18 protein-coding genes are annotated in these 18,510 nt (G+C 72.9%); 10 read left to right on the plus strand and 8 right to left on the minus strand.

Translation table 11 applies throughout. From position 1 onward, the window contains the following. The 5 genes from ACIA8L_RS36150 to ACIA8L_RS36170 are packed head-to-tail and all read left to right on the plus strand — an operon-like array spanning position 1 to position 2,443. Positions 1–444 carry a hypothetical protein gene (locus ACIA8L_RS36150; protein ID WP_395911631.1) on the plus strand — a complete coding sequence of 148 codons (444 nt, stop codon included), beginning with the start codon at positions 1–3 and terminating at the stop codon, positions 442–444. Continuing rightward, positions 441–644: a DUF2997 domain-containing protein gene (locus tag ACIA8L_RS36155; RefSeq protein WP_395911633.1), complete on the plus strand. Its 204-nt coding sequence runs from the start codon at positions 441–443 to the stop codon at positions 642–644. The genes ACIA8L_RS36150 and ACIA8L_RS36155 overlap by 4 nt, the downstream gene beginning before the upstream one ends. Beyond that, positions 634–1,284 (plus strand): ComEA family DNA-binding protein, encoded by a 651-nt coding sequence (locus tag ACIA8L_RS36160; RefSeq protein WP_395911635.1) that lies wholly within the window; start codon positions 634–636, stop codon positions 1,282–1,284. Before ACIA8L_RS36155 ends, ACIA8L_RS36160 begins: the two co-directional genes overlap by 11 nt. Further along, positions 1,268–1,978, plus strand: coding sequence for a 4Fe-4S single cluster domain-containing protein (locus tag ACIA8L_RS36165; protein ID WP_395911637.1), 711 nt, complete (start codon positions 1,268–1,270; stop codon positions 1,976–1,978). Before ACIA8L_RS36160 ends, ACIA8L_RS36165 begins: the two co-directional genes overlap by 17 nt. A gap of 57 nt (positions 1,979–2,035) precedes the next feature. Beyond that, on the plus strand, positions 2,036–2,443 hold the full coding sequence (locus ACIA8L_RS36170) for a GntR family transcriptional regulator (RefSeq protein WP_395911639.1): 408 nt from the start codon (positions 2,036–2,038) through the stop codon (positions 2,441–2,443). A gap of 24 nt (positions 2,444–2,467) precedes the next feature. On the opposite strand, the gene ACIA8L_RS36175 is transcribed toward ACIA8L_RS36170, so the two are convergent. The 4 genes from ACIA8L_RS36175 to ACIA8L_RS36190 form a co-directional block, all read right to left on the minus strand. Continuing rightward, a complete protein-coding gene (locus ACIA8L_RS36175; protein ID WP_395911640.1) occupies positions 2,468–3,160 on the minus strand; it encodes a PP2C family protein-serine/threonine phosphatase in 693 nt (230 codons plus the stop codon). A 106-nt stretch (positions 3,161–3,266) separates the two neighbouring features. Beyond that, entirely contained in the window at positions 3,267–3,965 is a 699-nt protein-coding gene (locus ACIA8L_RS36180; RefSeq protein ID WP_395911642.1) for a hypothetical protein, read from the minus strand. Beyond that, entirely contained in the window at positions 3,962–4,408 is a 447-nt protein-coding gene (locus ACIA8L_RS36185; RefSeq protein ID WP_395911643.1) for a hypothetical protein, read from the minus strand. The genes ACIA8L_RS36180 and ACIA8L_RS36185 overlap by 4 nt, the downstream gene beginning before the upstream one ends. Continuing rightward, complete coding sequence (locus tag ACIA8L_RS36190) at positions 4,398–5,237, minus strand: MurR/RpiR family transcriptional regulator (protein WP_395911645.1); 840 nt, start codon at positions 5,235–5,237, stop codon at positions 4,398–4,400. Before ACIA8L_RS36190 ends, ACIA8L_RS36185 begins: the two co-directional genes overlap by 11 nt. Before the next feature lie 64 nt (positions 5,238–5,301). On the opposite strand from ACIA8L_RS36190, the gene thrC reads away from it, so the two are divergent. Then, positions 5,302–6,291: a threonine synthase gene (thrC, locus tag ACIA8L_RS36195; protein WP_395911647.1), complete on the plus strand. Its 990-nt coding sequence runs from the start codon at positions 5,302–5,304 to the stop codon at positions 6,289–6,291. Here thrC and ACIA8L_RS36200 read toward each other — a convergent pair. Next, positions 6,243–7,151 (minus strand): LysR family transcriptional regulator, encoded by a 909-nt coding sequence (locus ACIA8L_RS36200; RefSeq protein ID WP_395911649.1) that lies wholly within the window; start codon positions 7,149–7,151, stop codon positions 6,243–6,245. The two genes, thrC and ACIA8L_RS36200, sit on opposite strands and share 49 nt — an antisense overlap. A 91-nt stretch (positions 7,152–7,242) precedes the next feature. On the opposite strand from ACIA8L_RS36200, the gene ACIA8L_RS36205 reads away from it, so the two are divergent. From ACIA8L_RS36205 to fxsT, 4 genes are all read left to right on the plus strand, one after another. Further along, positions 7,243–8,043, plus strand: a complete 801-nt coding sequence (locus ACIA8L_RS36205) for an SDR family NAD(P)-dependent oxidoreductase (RefSeq protein ID WP_395911651.1) — start codon at positions 7,243–7,245, stop codon at positions 8,041–8,043. A gap of 264 nt (positions 8,044–8,307) precedes the next feature. After that, entirely contained in the window at positions 8,308–9,795 is a 1,488-nt protein-coding gene (locus tag ACIA8L_RS36210) for a hypothetical protein (RefSeq protein WP_395911653.1), read from the plus strand. Then, positions 9,792–10,832, plus strand: coding sequence for an AAA family ATPase (locus ACIA8L_RS36215; protein WP_395911655.1), 1,041 nt, complete (start codon positions 9,792–9,794; stop codon positions 10,830–10,832). Before ACIA8L_RS36210 ends, ACIA8L_RS36215 begins: the two co-directional genes overlap by 4 nt. Further along, positions 10,832–15,085, plus strand: a complete 4,254-nt coding sequence (fxsT, locus tag ACIA8L_RS36220) for an FxSxx-COOH system tetratricopeptide repeat protein (RefSeq protein ID WP_395911657.1) — start codon at positions 10,832–10,834, stop codon at positions 15,083–15,085. The genes ACIA8L_RS36215 and fxsT overlap by 1 nt, the downstream gene beginning before the upstream one ends. Positions 15,086–15,094: 9 nt before the next feature. Here the strand turns inward: fxsT and ACIA8L_RS36225 are convergent, their stop codons facing one another. The 3 genes from ACIA8L_RS36225 to ACIA8L_RS36235 all read right to left on the minus strand — a co-directional run bounded on the left by ACIA8L_RS36225 (position 15,095) and on the right by ACIA8L_RS36235 (position 18,382). Next, complete coding sequence (locus ACIA8L_RS36225) at positions 15,095–16,939, minus strand: HEXXH motif domain-containing protein (protein WP_395911658.1); 1,845 nt, start codon at positions 16,937–16,939, stop codon at positions 15,095–15,097. Beyond that, complete coding sequence (locus ACIA8L_RS36230; protein ID WP_395911659.1) at positions 16,929–17,138, minus strand: hypothetical protein; 210 nt, start codon at positions 17,136–17,138, stop codon at positions 16,929–16,931. Before ACIA8L_RS36230 ends, ACIA8L_RS36225 begins: the two co-directional genes overlap by 11 nt. A 143-nt stretch (positions 17,139–17,281) precedes the next feature. Then, complete coding sequence (locus ACIA8L_RS36235; protein WP_395911662.1) at positions 17,282–18,382, minus strand: hypothetical protein; 1,101 nt, start codon at positions 18,380–18,382, stop codon at positions 17,282–17,284. Positions 18,383–18,510 lie beyond the last annotated feature (128 nt).

Consider the following 18,510-nt stretch of genomic DNA (forward strand, 5'->3'; position numbering starts at 1 on the left):
ATGAGCATCTCCCTGATACTGGTACCCCTGGCCATCGCGGCGGCCGCGGCCCACGCCGGTCTCAAACAGGGCCAGGACACCACGGTGTGCCAGGTCCAGACCCGGATGCGCGATGCGAACCTCCTCACGGCGGCGCTGCGCGACACCCGGGCCGTGGTGGCGCCCCACGAAGACGGGCTCGTCGCGGACTGGGCGGGCGTGCGGGCCCGCTTCGTCCGCGACGAGCAGCACATCTGGACCGCCCACTTCACCGGCGACGTCGTCGAGGCCCAGGCCGTCGACATCGTCCGCGCGGTCGACGCCGCCTACGGCCGCCAGGTCCAGGCCGCGGTCCTGCGGCGGCTCACCGACCGCGCCCCCGCCGCCGGCCTGCGGCTGGAGTCGCGCTCCGTCACCCCCGACCGGGCCGTGCGCCTGGTCTTCGCCGTGGAGCGGGCCTCATGAAACGCATCGTGGTCACCGTCGCCGAGGACGGCACCATCTCGGCCGAGACCGTCGGCGTCACCGGTTCCAAGTGCCTCGACTACGTCGCCGTGCTCGAGGAACTCCTGGCCGCCCAGACGGTGCACAGCGAGTACACCCGCGAATTTCAAGGTTCTTCGATCCAGGCCCTGAACCGGCAGGAGCAGCACGATGGGCACTAGTCTCGGCTGGCGGCTGCGCAACAGCTGGTGGGTGCTGCTTACGATCGTGGGTGTGGGCTGCCTGGGCGGCACCGGATTTCTCTACATCGGGATCACGGCCCGCCGGCCGGCGTGGTGGGGCCTGGGCATCGCCTACCTGGTGCTGCCGTGGGCGGGCCTGGTCGCCATCAACCGCCTCGGCGAGGACTCCCAGCTCAGCACCGGGATCGCCGTGGGCTACTTTGCGCTGTGGTTCGCCAGCATCGTCCACGCCCTGATCCTGAACGGCTCGTGGCTGCGCTGGCGGGCTTCGAACCGCCCCTGGTTCGAGGCTCAGCCGCCGTCGGCCCCGGCCGCCCCGCTCGCCCCTCCCCCGGTCTTCGCTGCCCCGCCGACCGACCCACCGGCCGTGGCGCTGGACGTGAACAGCGCGGGAGCTGCGCAGTTGGCGCAGTTCGCGGGGTTCGACCGGCCGCGGGCCGAACGCATCGTCGCCGACCGGGAGGCGCGCGGCGGCTTCCAGACCGTGGAGGAGTTCGCGATGGCGGCCGCCCTGCCACCGCACGAGTTCGCCCGCCTCCGGCCGCGGCTCACCTGCACGCCGCGCCCCCGCGCACCACAAGGACCGCAGCCGGGCCCCGGCCGTGTCCTCGACTTCTGAGCCCCGCCCCGCGGCCGAGTTGCGGCTGGCGCGGTTCGTCGAGCGCACGGTCGCCGAGGGCCCGGGCGAGCGCACCGCCCTGTGGGTCCAGGGTTGCACGATCCGCTGCACCGGCTGCTTCAACCCGCACCTGTGGACGTTCCGCGGCGGCGCCGCGACCCCGACGGCCGAGGTCCTGTCCCGGGTCCTGGCCGCGGACACGGAGGGCGTGACTCTCCTGGGCGGCGAGCCCTTCGACCACGCGGCCCCCCTGTCCGTGATCGCCGCGGGCGTCCGCGCGGCCGGCCGATCCGTCATGACGTTCACCGGCTACACGACGGCTCAGCTGCACCGGTCCGTCGACGGCGGCCGCGCGGATGTCGCCGCCCTCCTGGCCGCGACCGACCTGCTGATCGCCGGGCCGTACGTGGCCGCGCTGGTCGACCACGACCGCCCCTGGGCCGGCTCGACCAACCAGGAGTTCGTGTCGCAGGGCACTCGCTTTCCCAACCTCCTGACGGCCGCGGCGAGCATCCCGGACCGCCTGGAGGTCACGGTCGCCACCGACGGGACGCTGTCGGTCAACGGCTGGGCCGACGACGAAACCCTTGACGCCCTCCTCCACGACCTGGGCCGCCCGGTTCGCCCCGTCGGCTCCGCCGGTGCCGTTCGCCCCGCCGGTGCCGTTCGCCCCGCCGGCCGCGCCCGTCGCTGAGGAACGGGGCGGATTGGGGGTATCGGGCGCTGTGGCCACTTGGCTACATTGGGGGGCGTGGCGCGTTATGACCAGATCGCCGAGGTACTTCGGGAGCGGGTGGCGTGCGGGGAGCTGGCGGTCGGGGACGAGGTGCCCAGCGCCGATCGGCTGGCGCGGGAGTTCGACGTCGGGCGGGACACGGCGCTCAAGGCGGTCCGGCTCCTGCGCAACGAAGGGGTGTTCGCGCTCGGGCGGGACTGCGTCGTGCGGGTCGAGCGGCGGACCGGGACCATCGCCGAGGAGGTTCCCGGGGCCGTCGTCGAGGTGCCGGCCGTGAGCGTGGTCAAGGCGCGGATGCCCACCCCGCGGGAGCGGGAGGAGCTGGGCCTGGCCGACGGGGTGCCCGTGCTCGTCGTCTGCCTCGGCGACGTCGAGGAGGTCCACCCGGCCGCGGGCACCGGGATCCGCTGGAAACGGACCTGACCCGCCCGCGGCGCGGAGCTGCGGCTAAGCCTCCGCCGGGTGGTTGTCGACCACGACGACGGTGACGTTGTCGCGGCCGCCGGCCAGGACCGCGCGGCGGACGAGCTCGTCGGCGGCCGCCTGCGGGTCGGCGCAGTCGGTCAGGACCTGGGTGATCTCCTCGTCGGTGAGCTCCAGCGAGAGCCCGTCCGAGCAGACCAGGAACCGCTCGCCCGGCTCGGCGGTGCGGACCCACAGGTCGGGGCGGGGGCCGGGGTCGGTGCCGAGAGCGCGGGTGATGACGCCCCGGCGCATGGTGACGGCCTCGGGCGCCACGTGGTCGACCGTGAGCTGGTCGAGCGTGCCGGCCTCGAAGCGGTACACCCGCGAGTCTCCGACGTTGAAGACGATCCAGCATTCGTCGCCGTCGACCTTGCCCAGGCACAGGCCGGCCGCGGTGGTGCCCATGCCGCCCTGGGTCGGGTCGGCGGCGGCCGCGGCCAGGATGTCGGCGTTGGCCTGGACGATCTCGTCGCGGATGTCCAGGGGGCCGGGGCCGGCCACGCCGTCCAGGCGCTGCAACGCGGTCACCGCGAGGCGGCTGGCCACGTCGCCGGCCGCGTGGCCGCCCATGCCGTCGGCCACGGCGAAGATGCAGTCGCCGACCAGGGCACTGTCCTCGTTGCGGCGGCGGACCTTCCCGACGTCGGTCGCCATGCCGGCCCGGATTGTCGCCATCAGCCCTCCACCACCCTCACAACCTGAACGCCACTCAAGATCCCACCAACTGTCAAGATCGCGCCATCGGCGGAACGACCGGACACAACGGACCGCCCAGAGCCAATCACACACCCACCGGCTGCGCGAGCAGGGATAGGAGTCGGGCCACGACGGCCGCCCGGGCCAGCGGGCGCCCGGGGTCCGGTCGTTCCAACGAGTCGGACATGAACCAGGCACCGGTGTCGCTGCGGGCGACCGCGACCCCGGACTCGTCGGCCGCGCCGGCCTGGGTGCGGATCAGCACCGTGGCCGCGCCGGCGCCGGAGGTGCACAGGTCCAGGAAGCGCAGGACCGGGGCCGACAGGGGCTCGGCGGCGTCGATGAGCTCGACCGCGAAGACACCGTAGGCCCCCGGGTAGACGGCCAGCCGGCCGGTCACCCCGGAGAAGAGGTGCACGACCACCGGGCGTTCGTCGAGCCAGCCGGCCGCCTCGGTGCTCGTGTGCCGGGTCGCCAGGGCGGCGATGGCACACTGGATGAACTCGCCCGGCACGACCCGGCTCTCCTGCCGGTGGCCCTCTTCCAGGCGGCACAGGTCGCGGGCGAGCAGGGAGGCGACACCGGACGCGACGACGATGCCGGTGGAGACGCCGGGCTGGAAGTTGAGCCGGCGGCGGACGTCGTCGACGTCGACGCCCCGCTCGGCCGCGTTACGCAGGACGAACTCGAGCTCGGCGAACGTCAGCGGCACCGGCCCGCCGGCACTGTCGCCGGTGGGCTCGTCCGCGCGATGGTCGGCCATTCCCGTTGCCTGCTCCCTCAAACCACTGACGGTACCGGGGGCCGCGAACCCGGTGCCACCCGGTTGCGGCCTTCCCGCTTCGCCTCGTACAGGGCCACGTCCGCGGCCTCGAACCGGCCGTCGTGCACGGCGGCGATCGGGAGCAGGCCCGCGGACCGGGCGCCGCCGGCGGTCTGCTCGCCGTCGGCGGTCCGCTCGCCGTTGGCGGTGGAGAGCTTCCGGGCCCGCGGGTCGGGGTTCCGGAGCCGCAGTCGTACCGCCGTCGCCCCCGTCATCGCGCTGAGCACCTCAGCGGCGGCCCGGTCCTGATGCGTGAATCCGGGCCGCTCCCCGGCGAATGTGGTGGCAAGATCGAAGTCGACCGGCAGCGGCCCGGCCGCGAACTCCCGCCGCCGCTCGGGTCGCAGCGGCCCGACGACCGGTGGTATGCCGGTCAGCGTCTTGCGTTCCGCCTCATGGTTCACACGCCCCAGATCGGCCGATTCCCTCCAAACCTGACAATTCGCGCGTGAGGTTTTCCAGCTCGGCCAGCCGCCCGTCCGGATGCAGCCGGGCGGCGACGGTGACGAGGATCAGCTCGGTGACCGCCACCTCGAGCGTGATCGGGTCGATCGGCCCGGACGCCTCCCGGGGCAGCCGCACCAGCACGTCGGCCCGCCCGGCGAGAGGCGACTCCCAGGCGTCCGTCACCAGCGCGATGCGGGCCCCACGGGCGGCGGCCGCCTGCACGAACAAGGCATTTTCCCGGTTGTACCGCCTGAAGTCGTACACCACCAGGAGATCGCCGGCACCGAGGTCGAGCAGCACCCGCGCCCGCGCGGCGGCCGGACCGGGCACGTGGTGCACCCCGGGCCGCAGGCTGGCCAGCTGCCGGACGAGGTACTCGGCGGCGAGCTCGCTGAGGCGCCCGCCCAGCGCCCAGACCGACCGGGCCTTCGCCAGCTGGCCGGCGACGGTTTCCAGGAGCGGCTCGGGGACGGCGGCCAGGCAGCCGTCGAGGCCCTGCTTCAGGGTCCGGGCCGCGGCCGCCAGGTCGGCCGGCTCGGCGACGAAGGTCCGCAGCCGCGAGCGGTCGTCGGCCTGGATCGCCTGCCGCAGCTCGGCGTAGGTGGCGAACCCGATCCGCGCGACGAGCCGGGAGACGGTCGGCGGGCTCACCCCGGCCCGCTGCGCGAGGGCGCGTAGGGAGCCGAGCGCGGCGTACGGGTAGTCGTCGAGGATGACGCGCGCGATCGCCCGCTCCCCGGGGGTCAGCTCGGCGTAAACACCACTCAGGCGCGCTTCCAGATCCACGAAACAGATGTTACAGGAAACTCATTGGTTCTGGTTTTCTGAAACGTCTGTTAGCGTCGCCGGCATGACCTCCTGGCGTGGGCTCCTTGACAGCGGGTACCGATCGCGACTGCCGGTTTCGTCCTCCACCCCCACCGTGTCGCTGCACGAGGGCAACACGCCCCTGCTGCCCTCGCCGCACCTGTCGGCGCGGACGGGCTGCTCGGTGTACCTGAAGATCGAGGGGGCGAACCCGACCGGCTCGTTCAAGGACCGCGGGATGACGGTCGCGGTCAGCCGGGCCGTCGAGACCGGGGCGACGACCGTGCTGTGCGCGTCCACCGGCAACACCAGCGCGTCGGCGGCGGCCTACGCGGCCCGGGCCGGACTGCGCTCGGCCGCCCTGGTCCCCGCGGCCGGGGTGGCGCGGGGGAAGCTGGCGCAGGCGGCGCGCTACGGTGCCCGGATCGTCGCGGTGCCCGGCTCCTTCGACGACTGCCTGCGGGCCGCCCGGCAGCTGGCCACCACGCCGGGGGTGGCCCTCGTCAACTCGGCCGGCAACGAGCTGCGGCTCGCCGGGCAGCGGACCGTCGCCTATGAGATCGTCGACGCCCTCGGGGCCGCGCCGGACGTGCACTGCCTGCCGGTCGGCAACGGCGGGAACATCACAGCGACCTGGGAGGGGTACGTGGCCTACGGCCGCGGCCGCCCGCGGATCTGGGGGTTCCGGGCGGCCGACACCCGGACCGAGGCCACGGCGATCCGGATCGGGTCACCGGCGTCGTGGGAGTCAGCGGTCGCGGCCCGGGACGCGTCCGGCGGGCGCATCGAGTCCGTCGCCGACGCCGAGATCTTCGCCGCGTACCGGGACCTCGGCCGCCACGACGGCGTGTTCGTGGAGCCGGCTTCGGCGGCCGGGGTCGCGGGCCTGCTCGCCCGGCACGCGGCGGGCGACGTCGAGCCAGGGCAGCGGATCGTGGTGACGCTGACCGGCAACGGCTTGAAGGACCCGGACGCGGCGGCCGACTACTCGACGGTCGGCCTGGACGAGTTCGCGTCGTCGTTGACGGCCTGACGGAGCGCCTCGGCCAGCCGGGCGGTCGCGGCCGGGACGCGGCCCGGACGGCGGACGAGGAGCAGGCGGCGAAGTTCGCGCGGCCCACCCCGTACCCCCAAGGATTTCACGCCGTCCGGGACGCGCACGGAGGCCGGGACGGTGGTCGCGCCCAGCCCGGCGGCGACCAGGCTGAGCTTCGCCAGCCAGTCCCGGGCCGTGTGCGCGATCACCGGCCGGCCGCCGAGCCCCGGCCAGACGCCCATGAGTTGCTCGTCCGCACCGGACTGGCCGGCGATCCAGGTCAGTGCGCGCAGGTCCTCGACATCGACATGGGTGCCGGCGGCCAGTGGATGGTTCGCCGGTATCGCCACCCGCAGCGGCCGCTCGGCCAGGACCTCCACGCTGAGCGGCGGGTCCTCACGGTCCGGGGGCCGGAACGGCGGTGCGGTCGCGATGAGGGCCAGGTCCAGGGTGCCCGCCCGCAGACACCGGGCCAGGACCTTGGAGCCGGCCTCCCGGGACTGCACGACGATCGCCGGATCGGAGGCCCGCAGGAGCCGCAGCGCGTCCGGCACGATCACCGCCCCCGCGCTCGCGAACCAGCCCAGCCGGACCGTCCCCTGGGCGGTCCGGTGCCGCAACTCCCATGCCGCGGCGTCGGCCTCGGCGAGGATGGCCGCGGCCCGGCGCAGCACGATCCGCCCGGCCGCCGTGAGCCGGACCCCGTCGTGCCGCCGCTCGAGGAGCTTCGCGCCGACGGCCCGCTCGAGCCCCGCGATCTGCCGCGACACTCCCGACTGCGTGTAGCCCAGCGCCGCCGCCGCGGCGGTGAGCGTCCCCCGGGCCGCGATCTCCCGGAACACCCTGAGCCCGGTCATGGACGCGTCCGCGAAGGCCATGACTGTTACGCATACCAGACGTGCGGTTCTCTCGTTGGCCGCATGCCCCGCCCGCTCCTACGGTTCGGGTATGACCACCGCACTCGTCACCGGCGCCACGCAGGGCCTGGGCCTGGCTCTGGTAGCCGGCCTGGCCGATCGCCTGGGCCCGGCCGACACCGTGTACCTGACCGGCCGTGACCCCGCCCGGGTAGCGGCCGCGACCGCCGCCCTGACCCCGACGCCGGCCCGGGTCGTAGGCGCCGTCCTCGATGTGGCCGACCCGTCCGCCGCCGCCACGCTCGTCGCGGAGGTGGGCGACCTCGACATCGTGTTCGGCAACGCCGTGATGCGCGTCGGACCCGCCGACGACCCCCGAGCCGTCGTCGACGAGTACACGCGGGTGAACAACTTCGGCACGACCCGCCTGCTGCGCGCCTTCGCTCCCCGCATCCGCCCCGGCGGCCGCCTCCTGATCGTCGCCAGCTCCCTGGGCACCCTGCACCACCTGGCCCCGTCCCTGCACAGCCGCTTCGACAACCTCCCCGACCTGGACGCCGTCGACGCCGCCACCGCCCGCTGGCGCGACGAGGTCGCCGACGGCCGCGCCCGGGCGATGGCCTGGCCCGCCTTCATCAACATCCCCTCGAAGATCGCCCAGGTAGCCGCCGTCCGCACCCTGGCCGCCACCCAGAACGACCACCTCGTGGCCGCCGTCTGCCCCGGCATGATGAACACCCCGACCTCAGCGCTGTGGTGGGACGTGCGCGATGCCCCAACCCCGGCCGAGGCCGCGGAGCCACTCCTGACCCTCGCCCTCGACGACATCAACCCCGCCCACCACGGCGAACTGATCCGCTCCGGCGAGATCCTCCCCTGGCGCCCGGCCTAACCCCTCGTCGTATTCCGCGAAGCGCACTTCCGGCCGGAAATTCACCCGCACGGGCATGATCGGTGGAAAGCACGCGGGATTCTTGAGCAACGTGCACCAAACGGGCGATATGAGCGGTTACGGACCAGCCGCTTGATGAATAAAATGCCTCCATGTCACCGAAAGTGCGGGTCGCTGTTACGATCGGAAATATTGATGATCGCAAACCTCGATCCGTCACCGCCGATCCGTGCCGACGGCTGACACACATTCCTGGGGCGGCCCGTGCTTGAAGCGAGCCAGGAGCCGGTCGCGGAGCTGGTGGCCCACCGGCGGCGCATCCGCCGGGAACTGATCCAGGCCTTGACCGCGGCGCCGGTCCTGCAGAGTGCGGACGGCTGGTCACTGTTTCTGCACGAACTGAGCCTGATCCTGGGATCGGGGATGCACACGTTCGGCCAAGGCCCCTTGCAGACCCGCGCAATCAAGGTCGTCAACTTCTGCGGCCAACGCACCGAAGGCATGCGATCGATCGCCGAAAGCATCGAACTCCTCGATCCCGAGAGCGCCGAAACAGCTGAGATTCACCGGTGGGTGAACGAGTGGCATGTGGTCGACCTCCTCGCCGGTATCGACTTCCTCTGGCTCCGGGAGGAGCTCGAGGCCCTGCCCGCCACGACCGGCGACTGCTACCGGCACGCCGCCGCGGTCCGGCTGACCGAGCAGCCGACCTACTGCACCAACGCCTGGCAGCTGTTCGCGAGCCTCGCCGGCGAGAACGCCAGCGACGGGGCGCCGCCCTGCCTGCGCTTCCTGGAGCGGATCGCCCCGCACTTGCCGGCCGTGGCCGACCTGCGGCTGCGAGAACTGTTCGCCACCCTCGCCGCGCGCTGGGAGCTGGCCGACTACCAGGCCGAGCGACCGGCGCCGCCGGCAGCGCCGCCGGCGCCCGCCGACATGGCGTATCTGATCATCCAGTTCGAGAAGTACGGCGGCGACGGCGACTCGTATCTCGTCACCCACTGGCGGCAATGGGCGGCGGTGTGGCAACCGATCCGCGGCCAGGACCGGCGGGTGCCGGAGGCCGGGCTCGAGTCGGCCGTGGAGGAGATCGTCACCGAGGTGGAGCGGCGATGGGCCGACCGCATGGGCCCGGTGACGATCGAGTTCGTATTACCCGATCCCCTGCTGGACCTGCCCGTCGAGGAATTCCGCCGCGAGCTGCGATCAATCGAGGCGACTCCGCTCGCCGTCAAATATCCGATCTACGTCCGGAGCCTGAATCGACTCCGATCAACGGAGTGGCATCGCGTGTGGCGGACCCGGTGGCAACTTCGGACAACGAACCAGGAAGCCGACGGCGTACTGCATTGCGCCGCGGACGGCAGCGGCGCCATCCAGGTCGAAGCGAGCATCAGCGGAGGAACTGTCGTGCTTGTCCTGAGCGAACCGCCGACACCCGGAAGCATCGGCGAACGGCAATTGCTGGCGGGGCTGCGGGCCGGTCTCCCGGCGGTCCTGTGGCACCGCCGGATGTACCCGAGTCCGCAGCGATGTGAAACCGTCGCTTCGATGATCCGCGATGCTTTGCTCGGTTCAGGACTAGCGGAACTTCCGATTCATGTCGCAGAGTTGAGAAGGCAGGCATGGGGCGAAGGGGCCCAGCGACGACATCATCACGTCGGCAGTGGCATCGTAATCTTGTGGGACGATCCTGATCGTCTGCCAGAGCGCGCGACGGCCGGCTCGAGCACCGGAGAGGCCCGCGGATGAGCGGCAACGGACACCGCGGTGCGGCCGAACCCGACTGGTGGATCTACAGCGGGGCCGGGCCGGGCGCCGGGGCCGGGGCCGGTGCCGAATGGCCCGCTCCGCCACCGTGGCGTGACTTTCCGGGCGCCCCCGACCTGCCGCCCCCACCCGACGAGCCGGAAGAGGCCGAGCGCCGACTGGGCCGGGCGGCGACGGTGCGTCCGAAACGCGATCAACTCGACACCATCAATGCGGCGCTGCTGCTGCGCCGCCCTCTGCTGGTAACCGGCAACCCAGGTGTCGGCAAATCGAGCCTTGCCTATCAATTGGCCCGCGACCTCGGTCTCGGCCGGGTCCTGCACTGGTCGATCACGTCAAGGTCGACGCTGCGATCAGGGCTCTACGACTACGACGCGATCGGCCGGGCCCAGGCAGCGGCGGACACACCGGCCGATGCCGGCGGTGCCACCGCGCTCATCGGGGACTTCATCCACCTCGGACCTCTGGGCACCGCGCTGCTGCCCTACGCGCGCCCACGCGTCCTGCTCATCGACGAGCTCGACAAGAGCGACATCGATCTGCCCAACGACCTGCTGAATGCGTTCGAGAACGCCGATTACACCGTGCCGGAACTGATCCGCCTGCGCGGCCGGCACGAAACGGTCGAGGTGCACACCGCCGACCCGGGCCGCCGGGCCACGATCCGCGGCGGCGTGGTGCAGTGCCACGCCTTCCCGGTCGTCGTCATCACCTCCAACGGAGAGCGCGACTTCCCGGCACCGTTCCTGCGCCGATGCCTTCGGCTCGACCTGCCGGACCTCGACGAGTCGGGCCTGGCCGATCTGATCAACGCGCATCTGTCCACGGCGGACGAACGGGTCCGCCAGCTCATCGGCGCCTTCGTCCAGCGCCGTGGGGAACACGGGACGATCGCCGCCGACCAGTTGCTCAACGCCGCGTTCCTCACCGCCGCGGGCGTCGACGGGCAGACCACCGAGGACGACTGGAACCGGCTCCTCGACACGGTATGGCGCAGCCTGGCTCCAGGCCGGCCGTAATGGACGACTCGACACCGGGCACGCGGGCGACACCGGGGCTTCCCCGCCAGTGGCCGCGAATCTCCGCCCTGGCCGGGTTCGAGATCGCCGATGCGCTGTGGCTGGCCAGCCGCCCCGGGTTCGGGCGGCCGTCCACAGAGGACAACCGGCCGGCCGAAGCGCCGGCGAAGCAGACGGCCGGCGTGGGCGATGTCGTTGAGCCGCCCGTCGCCCGCCCCGAACTGCCCACGGCCCGGCGGCCGGTCGAGGACGAGTCGTTCTACCTTCCGGTCGCGCCGGGCGACGCCACCGACCCGGCGGCCGCAGTCTGGGAGGGCCGGCTCGCCGCCGGGTCCACGGCGGGATCGGACCAGGTGCCGTCCCGGGCCGACACCCTGCGCTCCCTGCGCCTGGACGTCGAGTCGCCGGTCAGCCGCGAACTCGACGAGGACGCGACCGCCGAGCTGGGCGTCATCACCCGGCGATGGACACCGGTGCTGCGCCCGACCGCCGAACGCCGCTGGGACGTCGTGGTCGTCATCGACGACAGCCCGCTGATCGACGCGTGGCGCGACCCGATCGCCGACTTCGTGGCCGGTCTGCGCCGGCAGGCGGCGTTCCGCACCATCCAGGTGCGCTGGCTGGTCGAGGGTGAGCAGGGCAGCGTCACGCTGCGGTCGAGTCCGGGCGGCCCGCCGGAGTCCGCCGCCGGCATCGTCGACCTCACCGGCCGGCGCATGGTCTTCGTGCTGACACACGCCTGGTCCGGGCTGTGGCACCGCGGCGCCGTGCACCGGGTGCTGGCGAGATGGGCGGCGAGCATGGTCGTCGCCGCCGTGCACCTGATGCCGCAGGAGCTCTGGCGGCAGACGCTCACCACGACCGAGGTCACGTGGCGGCCGTACGGGCCGGCCCGGAGTACCGGCGGCATGGGCTGGACGGAGAGCGGACTCGGCAAGCGATCGGCGGCCGACTTCCCGGAGCCCGGGACGGTGGCCGTGCCGGTGCTCGAGCTGCGGGAAGGGTGGCTGCGGCGATGGGCCCGGCTGGCCGCCGGTACCGCCCCGGGTCCGGTCACCATGCCCGCGGTGATCGCGTCGCCGCACTACCAGCCGCCACCGGCCGGCGGCGCCCCGCCGGCCGCCGAGCTGGTCGCGGAGTTTCGGGCGACCCGGACGCCGACCGCGTGCGCGCTGGCCGCCCGGCTCGCGGCCGCGCCCCTCACCGACGACGTGATCTGGGCCATCCAGCGGTCCACCCCGCGGGCCGAGCCCAGCCACCTGGTCGAGGTGTTCTCGAGCGAGTTGGTCCAGCCGGTCGGCCCGCCGGGCCGGGAGCGCTACCCGGGCGCCATCGCCTACGAGTTCACCGACGGCGTCCGGGAGCGCCTGCTGGCGCTGGGGCAGCGGGACCGCACGATCGCCGTGCAGGATCTGGTCGAGGGCATCCTGGCCCGGACGGTGCCCGGCGTGCACGGGCTCGGTGGCCGCATCCGCGACCCGTACAGCGTCGACCCACTTGAGGTGGACCCGGTCAGCGTCCCGTACGCGCGGGTCGAACTGGCCGTCTACCGGGCGCTGAGCGGCCGTCACCTGGCCGCTGCCCGCCGCCTCGAACGCGCCATCGGCCGGCCACCGCCGACGTCCGGCCACAACGTCAGCTCGGGCCCCATCAACCCGGACCTGCCTACGGAGCAGATTATGTCTGAATCGCCAGATTCCTATCCCTCGGACGCTGACGAGCGGGCCGCCGGCGCGGGCTCCCGGGCCGACGTGGCCCCCGAGAGTCGCGCGGACGCCGTGAGGAACAACCTGCCGCCCCGCAATCCCAACTTCACCGGCCGGCGCGAACTGCTCGACGCGTTGCACCGGCGGCTGCGGGCCGGCACGACCGCGGTGTTGCCGGAGGCCATCCACGGCTCGGGCGGGGTCGGCAAGTCGCAGCTCGTGATCGAATACGTCTACCAGCACCTCAAGGACTACGACCTGATCTGGTGGATCCCGGCCGAGCGGCCCGCGCAGATCGTGTCGGCGCTGGCGGACCTGGCCGAGCGGCTGGATGTGTCGGCCACCGCGACGGCCAGCACGGCCGTGCCGCTCGTCCTCGACGCGCTGCGGATCGGCCGCCCGCACTCCAACTGGCTGCTGATCTTCGACAACGCCGAGTCACCGGAGGACGTCCGGCGGTTCTTCCCCTTGCAGGGGCCCGGCAGTATCGTCGTGACCTCCCGAAATCCACAGTGGACCGACATCGCCACGGGCCTGCGGGTCGACGTGTTCGACCGGCACGAAAGCATCGAGATGCTCCGCAAGCGCAGCCCGGCGCTGCGGGCGGATGATGCCGACCGGCTGGCCGCCGCCCTGCACGACCTCCCGCTCGCGGTCGAACTGGCGGCGGCCTACCGCGCGGCGACCGACATGCCGGCCGACGAGTACCTCGAGAAGCTCACCGCGGGCCTGCCCGCGTTCCGCGACGAGGAGGGAGAGCAGGACTTCCCCGACTTCGTGGCGGCGGCCTGGAACATCGCCCTCGACGCGGTGGAGAAGCGCGACCGGGAGGCACTGCGGCTGCTGCAGGTCGTCGCCTTCCTCGCCCCGGAGCCCATCAGCAAGGCGCTGCTGCAGCGCGCCGGACGCTCGAGTGTGCATCCCGATCTCGACCGGGTCCTGCGCAACGACAACCGGCTGACCCAGGCGATCCGGTCGATCAGCCGGTTCTCGCTGGCGCGGATGGACTACCGGACGAGCTCGTTCCAGATGCACCGGCTCGCCCAGCGGGTGCTGATCGCCCAGTTGAGCAGCGGCGAGCGGGAGACCATGCGAGAGGCCGCGCACCTGCTGCTGGCCGGCGCCGACCCGGGCTTCGCGGACGACGCCCAGCAGTGGCCGCTCTACGCGGAGCTGTATCCGCACATCATCGCGTCGGAGGCGGAGCGCTCCGTCGACGAGCGGGTGCACTCGCTGATCCTGAACGAGACGCGGTACCTGTTCCGGTGGGGCGAGCACGCCGGCGCCCAGGACTTCGCCCTCCGCGCGCACGAGGCGTGGACCGCGGCGCTGGGTGAGGACCACCCCGACACGTTGAACATGGCGTTCTGGGTGGGGTACATGTCCTTCCTCGTCGGCGACTATCCGGCCGCCGCCCGGATCAACGCGCGAACCGTCGAACTGAACCGGCGGACCTTCGGGGAGGACAGCCAGGAGACGCTCACCGCGATCGGCGCGGTGGCCGCCGACTACCGCATCGCCGGCGACTTCTCCAGCGCCCTCGAGCAGTCCAGGACGGTGTACGACCGGGCCCAGCGCAACTTCGGCGACGAGGACCCCGACACGCTCAACGCGGCTCACAACCTGGCCGTCAGCATGCGGCTCTCCGGTCTGTACGGCCGGGCCCTGCAGCTGGACGAACAGACCTACCAACGCCGCAGCCTCGTGTTCGGCACCGACCACCTCGACACGCTGAACACCTTCGGCGGCGTCAACCTCGACCGCCGGGAGCTCGGCGACTGGGTCACGGCCCGCAATCAGCAGGAGAACGTCGTCGAGACCATCCGGCGCCTCGTCGGCAACGAGGACCACCCGGACCTGCTCCGCCAGCTGCACTTCCTGGCCGTCTTCCGCCGCAAGGCCGGTGACCACGCTCGCGCGTTGCGAAGTTCCACGGGCGTGCTTCAGCGTTACACCTACCGCTACGGCGACCTGCACCCGGATACCGTGCTGGTGATGCTGGCGTCGTCGATCGACCTGCGGGTCACCGGCGACCTCTCGGCCGCGATCGAGTCCGGCACGCTGGCCGTGGACCGCCTGCGGCAGCTCTACGGGCCGACGCACCCGCACACCGCCGGCGCCGAGGTCGACCAGGCCATCATCCTGCGCCTGGCCGGACAGGCGGAGGAGGCCCGCACCTGGAGTGAACGGGCGCACCAGGTGCTGGTCGACCGGCTCGGCGAGCAGCACGCCCTCGTGCTGGCCAGCGGCATCAACCTGGCCAGTGCCCACTCCGCGCTGGGTGAGCATCGCGCGGCGCACAACCTGGACCTCGACATGCTGGGCCGATGCCGTGAGCTGCTCGGCGGCAAGCACCCCACCACCCTCTGCTGCGCCAACAACCTCAGCCTCGACCTGCGTGGTCTGGGGCGGCTGGCCGATGCCGTCGTGCTGCTCGACGACACGGTGGCGCAGTTCGAGGCCGTCCTCGGCCCGAACCATCCGGCGACGCTGGCCGCGCTGGAAGGTGTCCGGGCGAACTGCGACATCGACCCGCTGCCGCTCTGAGCGGGCCGCTCAGACCGTGCGCCACCCGGCCGGCGCGGGCGGCTGCGCCGGCAGGCCCGCACCGATCCACGCCGCCAGCTCGATGACGTCCACGTCGCCGTCCAGCCGGGCGGCGACCGCGCGCACCAGTTCGGGACGGCGCAGCAGCGCCCGGGCGGCCGGGTCGGTGCCCCGGTCCGGTCTGGTCAGGCCCAGCCCGGCCAGTGCGTGGACGTCATCCGGTGCCGCTTCGACCCGGGCCGCATAGGCGCGGACGGCCGCCTCGCGGTCGCCCGCCAGGTAGGCGACATCGGCTTCGGCCGTGCCCGCGACGGTCTGGGCCACCGTCCCCGGTTCGCGCTGGAACCGCTCGAAGATCTCCGGCCGGGCGAGGCGGTATCGGGCCAGCACCGCCCGGCCGTCGAGGAACCCCACTTCCGGGGTCGCCCGAACGGTGGAGGCCGACTCGGCCGGTATCGGCGCGGGCTCGCCCAGGCGCCGCGCGGCGAGCAGCGCCGACACGGCGGCCGCACCGACCACGATGTTGTGCGCCCGCCACAGGGCCGCGTGGTCGAGCGCCATCTCCTCCGCGAGGCTCGCCTCGGCGGATGGCACCGGCTCCCGGCAATACTCCTCGACCCGTGCCAGCAGGATGGCGACGAACCGGGCGCCGTGCTCGGTCAGCCGGTCCGACCCGGCCAGCGTGCGCAGCACCAACTCCGTCTGCTGCCGCCACAGGGCGAACTCGAAGTTGGCCAAGGCCGCTTCGGCCGGCCGGCACCGGGCCCGGTGCACCGCGAGGAAGCCGGCCACGCCGGCGAACGCGAACGCGCCCTGGAGCAGGCCGCCGGCCGGTCTCGGGTCGTCGCGCCAGCCGGCGTAGTAGCGGATCGACGGCTGCTCCGTGGTCAGGGTCAGCAGGTGCGTGAGCGCGCCGAGCTTCTGGTGTTGAAACTCGTGCACGAGGGTGGCGGCGAGCTGGGTGGCGTCGTCGGGAAAGGACAGCAGCAGGCCGCCGAACGCCTCGGCGCCCGAGGCGGAGAGCTGCCGGAACGGCTCCTTGGCGGGCACCGGCGACAGGACCCGCACACCGGCGGCGATCGTCTCGGCGGTCACCCGGTGGTCGCGGACCAGGATGGTCCAGGCCTCGGTGAGCAGGCTTCGCCAGCGCGCCGTCTCCGCCCGGTCCAGCGGCCGCGGGGCGGCGGGACCCCGCAGGTCACGATAGGGGTCGCGGTCGGCGAGATCCACCCGCAGGTCGAGCCCGTCCACGCCGATCTCGGCCCGCACCGGCCGATGCCAGCCGGGCTCATCGGACGCCGGCCGCAGCGCACCGCCCGGCCAGGAGATCCGCGCCTCCCCACCGGAAGTGCTGACCCGGACCGAGCCGAACGGCTCGTCGAGCGGGATCGCGGCCGCTCCCACGGTGGGCAGGATCGCGGTGCCGTAACGCACGGGGATGTCGACTTCGGCGGTGAGGCCGGTCCGGATCGCGGCCGCCGCGGCCAGTGCGTGCAGATAGCCGAGGTCGGCCCACAGCGGGACGTCCGACGGCGCGTCGCGAGTCACCCGGCGCAGCGTGTGTGCGGCCCACACCCCGACCTCCGGCCGGGCCAGCAACTCCTCGATGACGTCGTTGTCCGCCGCGGCCGCCCTGGCCAAAAGCGCCCAGGCGGCGTCGAGACCGGCCAGCGGGCCGACAGCTCCGGAGAACGACACCAGCAGGCTGCGCACCAGTGCCAGCCGCCAGCTCCGCTCGGACCTCCACAGGGTGGCGATCAGGTCGTCGTCCCCGACCCCACCGGCGAGCGACTCGAAGGCGCGGAGCGAAAGACGATGAGACGACGGGCCGCGGGTGCCGACGTCAGTCGTCACGGCCCGCCGGGGCCTCCGCGTCCGGGCGCATCTGCCCGGAGAACGATCCGCTGTAGCCACTGATGCTGCCCTGGGCATCAGCGATCCGCGCGACGACCCGCGCGGTCGCCACGTCCAACCCCATCAGGTCCGCCTGTAACAGCGTCGCGATGGTGACCGGTGTCAAATCGAGCAGTTCGGACTCGATTTCGGTCGGCACTCCATCCATCCCTGGGATGCCCCTTAGCGATTCAGGCGCGCAGCGTGCCACATGTCCGCGGCACCGCAGTAGACGCCCCATCCTCGCATGGCGGGGCGGCAGCGGCCTGATCGGCTAGCCGTGTCAAAATATTACCGGTTACGTCAGATTTCTCGCGCGGCGGCTTGCAAACGCGCGAAAGCTTCATCACCCGATGAGAAGAACCGCACCGCCTCGAGCAGTTCGGCCAGCCCCCCGTCGAATCGCAGTGCGGTCCGAACGACGCTGACCGCCTCGAGGCGAGTCGTCTGGTGCCTGGGGATCGCCGCGTAGATCCGGCCGCGGAGCAGTCTGAGGATCTCCTCCCGGGCGGCCGGGTTCTCGAACTCGGGAATGGCCTGGAGGGCGTCGACGATCGGCTTGAGTGCCGCCGGGCCGAGCCGCCGATCGACGGCCGGCGGCGCGGCGGCCCGGGCGGCCCGCAGGAGGTGGCCCTCGTCGCCCAGGCCGGACCGGTACCACAGATAGGTCGGCGTCTGCGCCGTCCGGCCGCGCGCCCGCAGATCGCTGAACACCTCCCGGAGCTGGGCCGCCAGCCCGCCGGCACCGGTCAGGGCGGCCAGTCCGCCCGGTTCGAGGATCCGCAGCACCTCCCGGCTGAACAGGCCGGTGCGCTGTCCGGGCACGTCGACGGCCGGCTGGCCGAACCCGGCGGCGAACACGACGTCCTGGGTGCGGCCGCGGACCGCGTCGCCGGCCTCGAACGTCTCGTGGCCGCCCACCCGCGGCGCCCCACCGATCGGGCCCTCGACCTGGCAGGCGTCCACGATCCAGAACTGCCGGTCGAGGTGGGTCACCCGGTCGGTGGCGAACCGGGCGAGCAGCGAGTCGAGGTCGAGGTCGAGGGGGTCGTCGGGGCTGGCGTCGGCGTAGTACAGGCGCCGCCGGCGCTCGACGTCGACGAACCCGTGGCCGCCCCATACGACGAACAGGGCCCGGCCTCGCTGCCGCGCCGTCTCCCGGATGAGCACATCCCGAACCGTCGCGCGGTCGGCCGGTCGCACGTCGACACCCGCGGGCACCGGGGGGAGCCCGGCCCCGGCCGGCGACGCGAGCAGCACGATCCGGTCGGCCGGCACGCCCACGGCGCGGAACCACTCCACGAACCGGACCGCGTCGGCCACCGGCCCGGCGAGGTCCCAGGCCGGCAGACCGCCGTAGCGGTCGATCCCGACCACGACAGCGAACGCGTCGCGCGGATCCACCGGTCCGGCGTCCACGGCATCGGACCGGTCGGCGGCAAGGTCCCTGGTGATGGTCGCGCCTGTCTGGCTCGGGTGAGCGGGGGCCTCCACGGTAGCCAGCCGGGCCGCGACGGTTCAACATCCACCAC

Origin of the sequence: Dactylosporangium sp. NPDC051541, assembly GCF_044454505.1 — a bacterium.
Lineage (GTDB): Bacteria > Actinomycetota > Actinomycetes > Mycobacteriales > Micromonosporaceae > Dactylosporangium.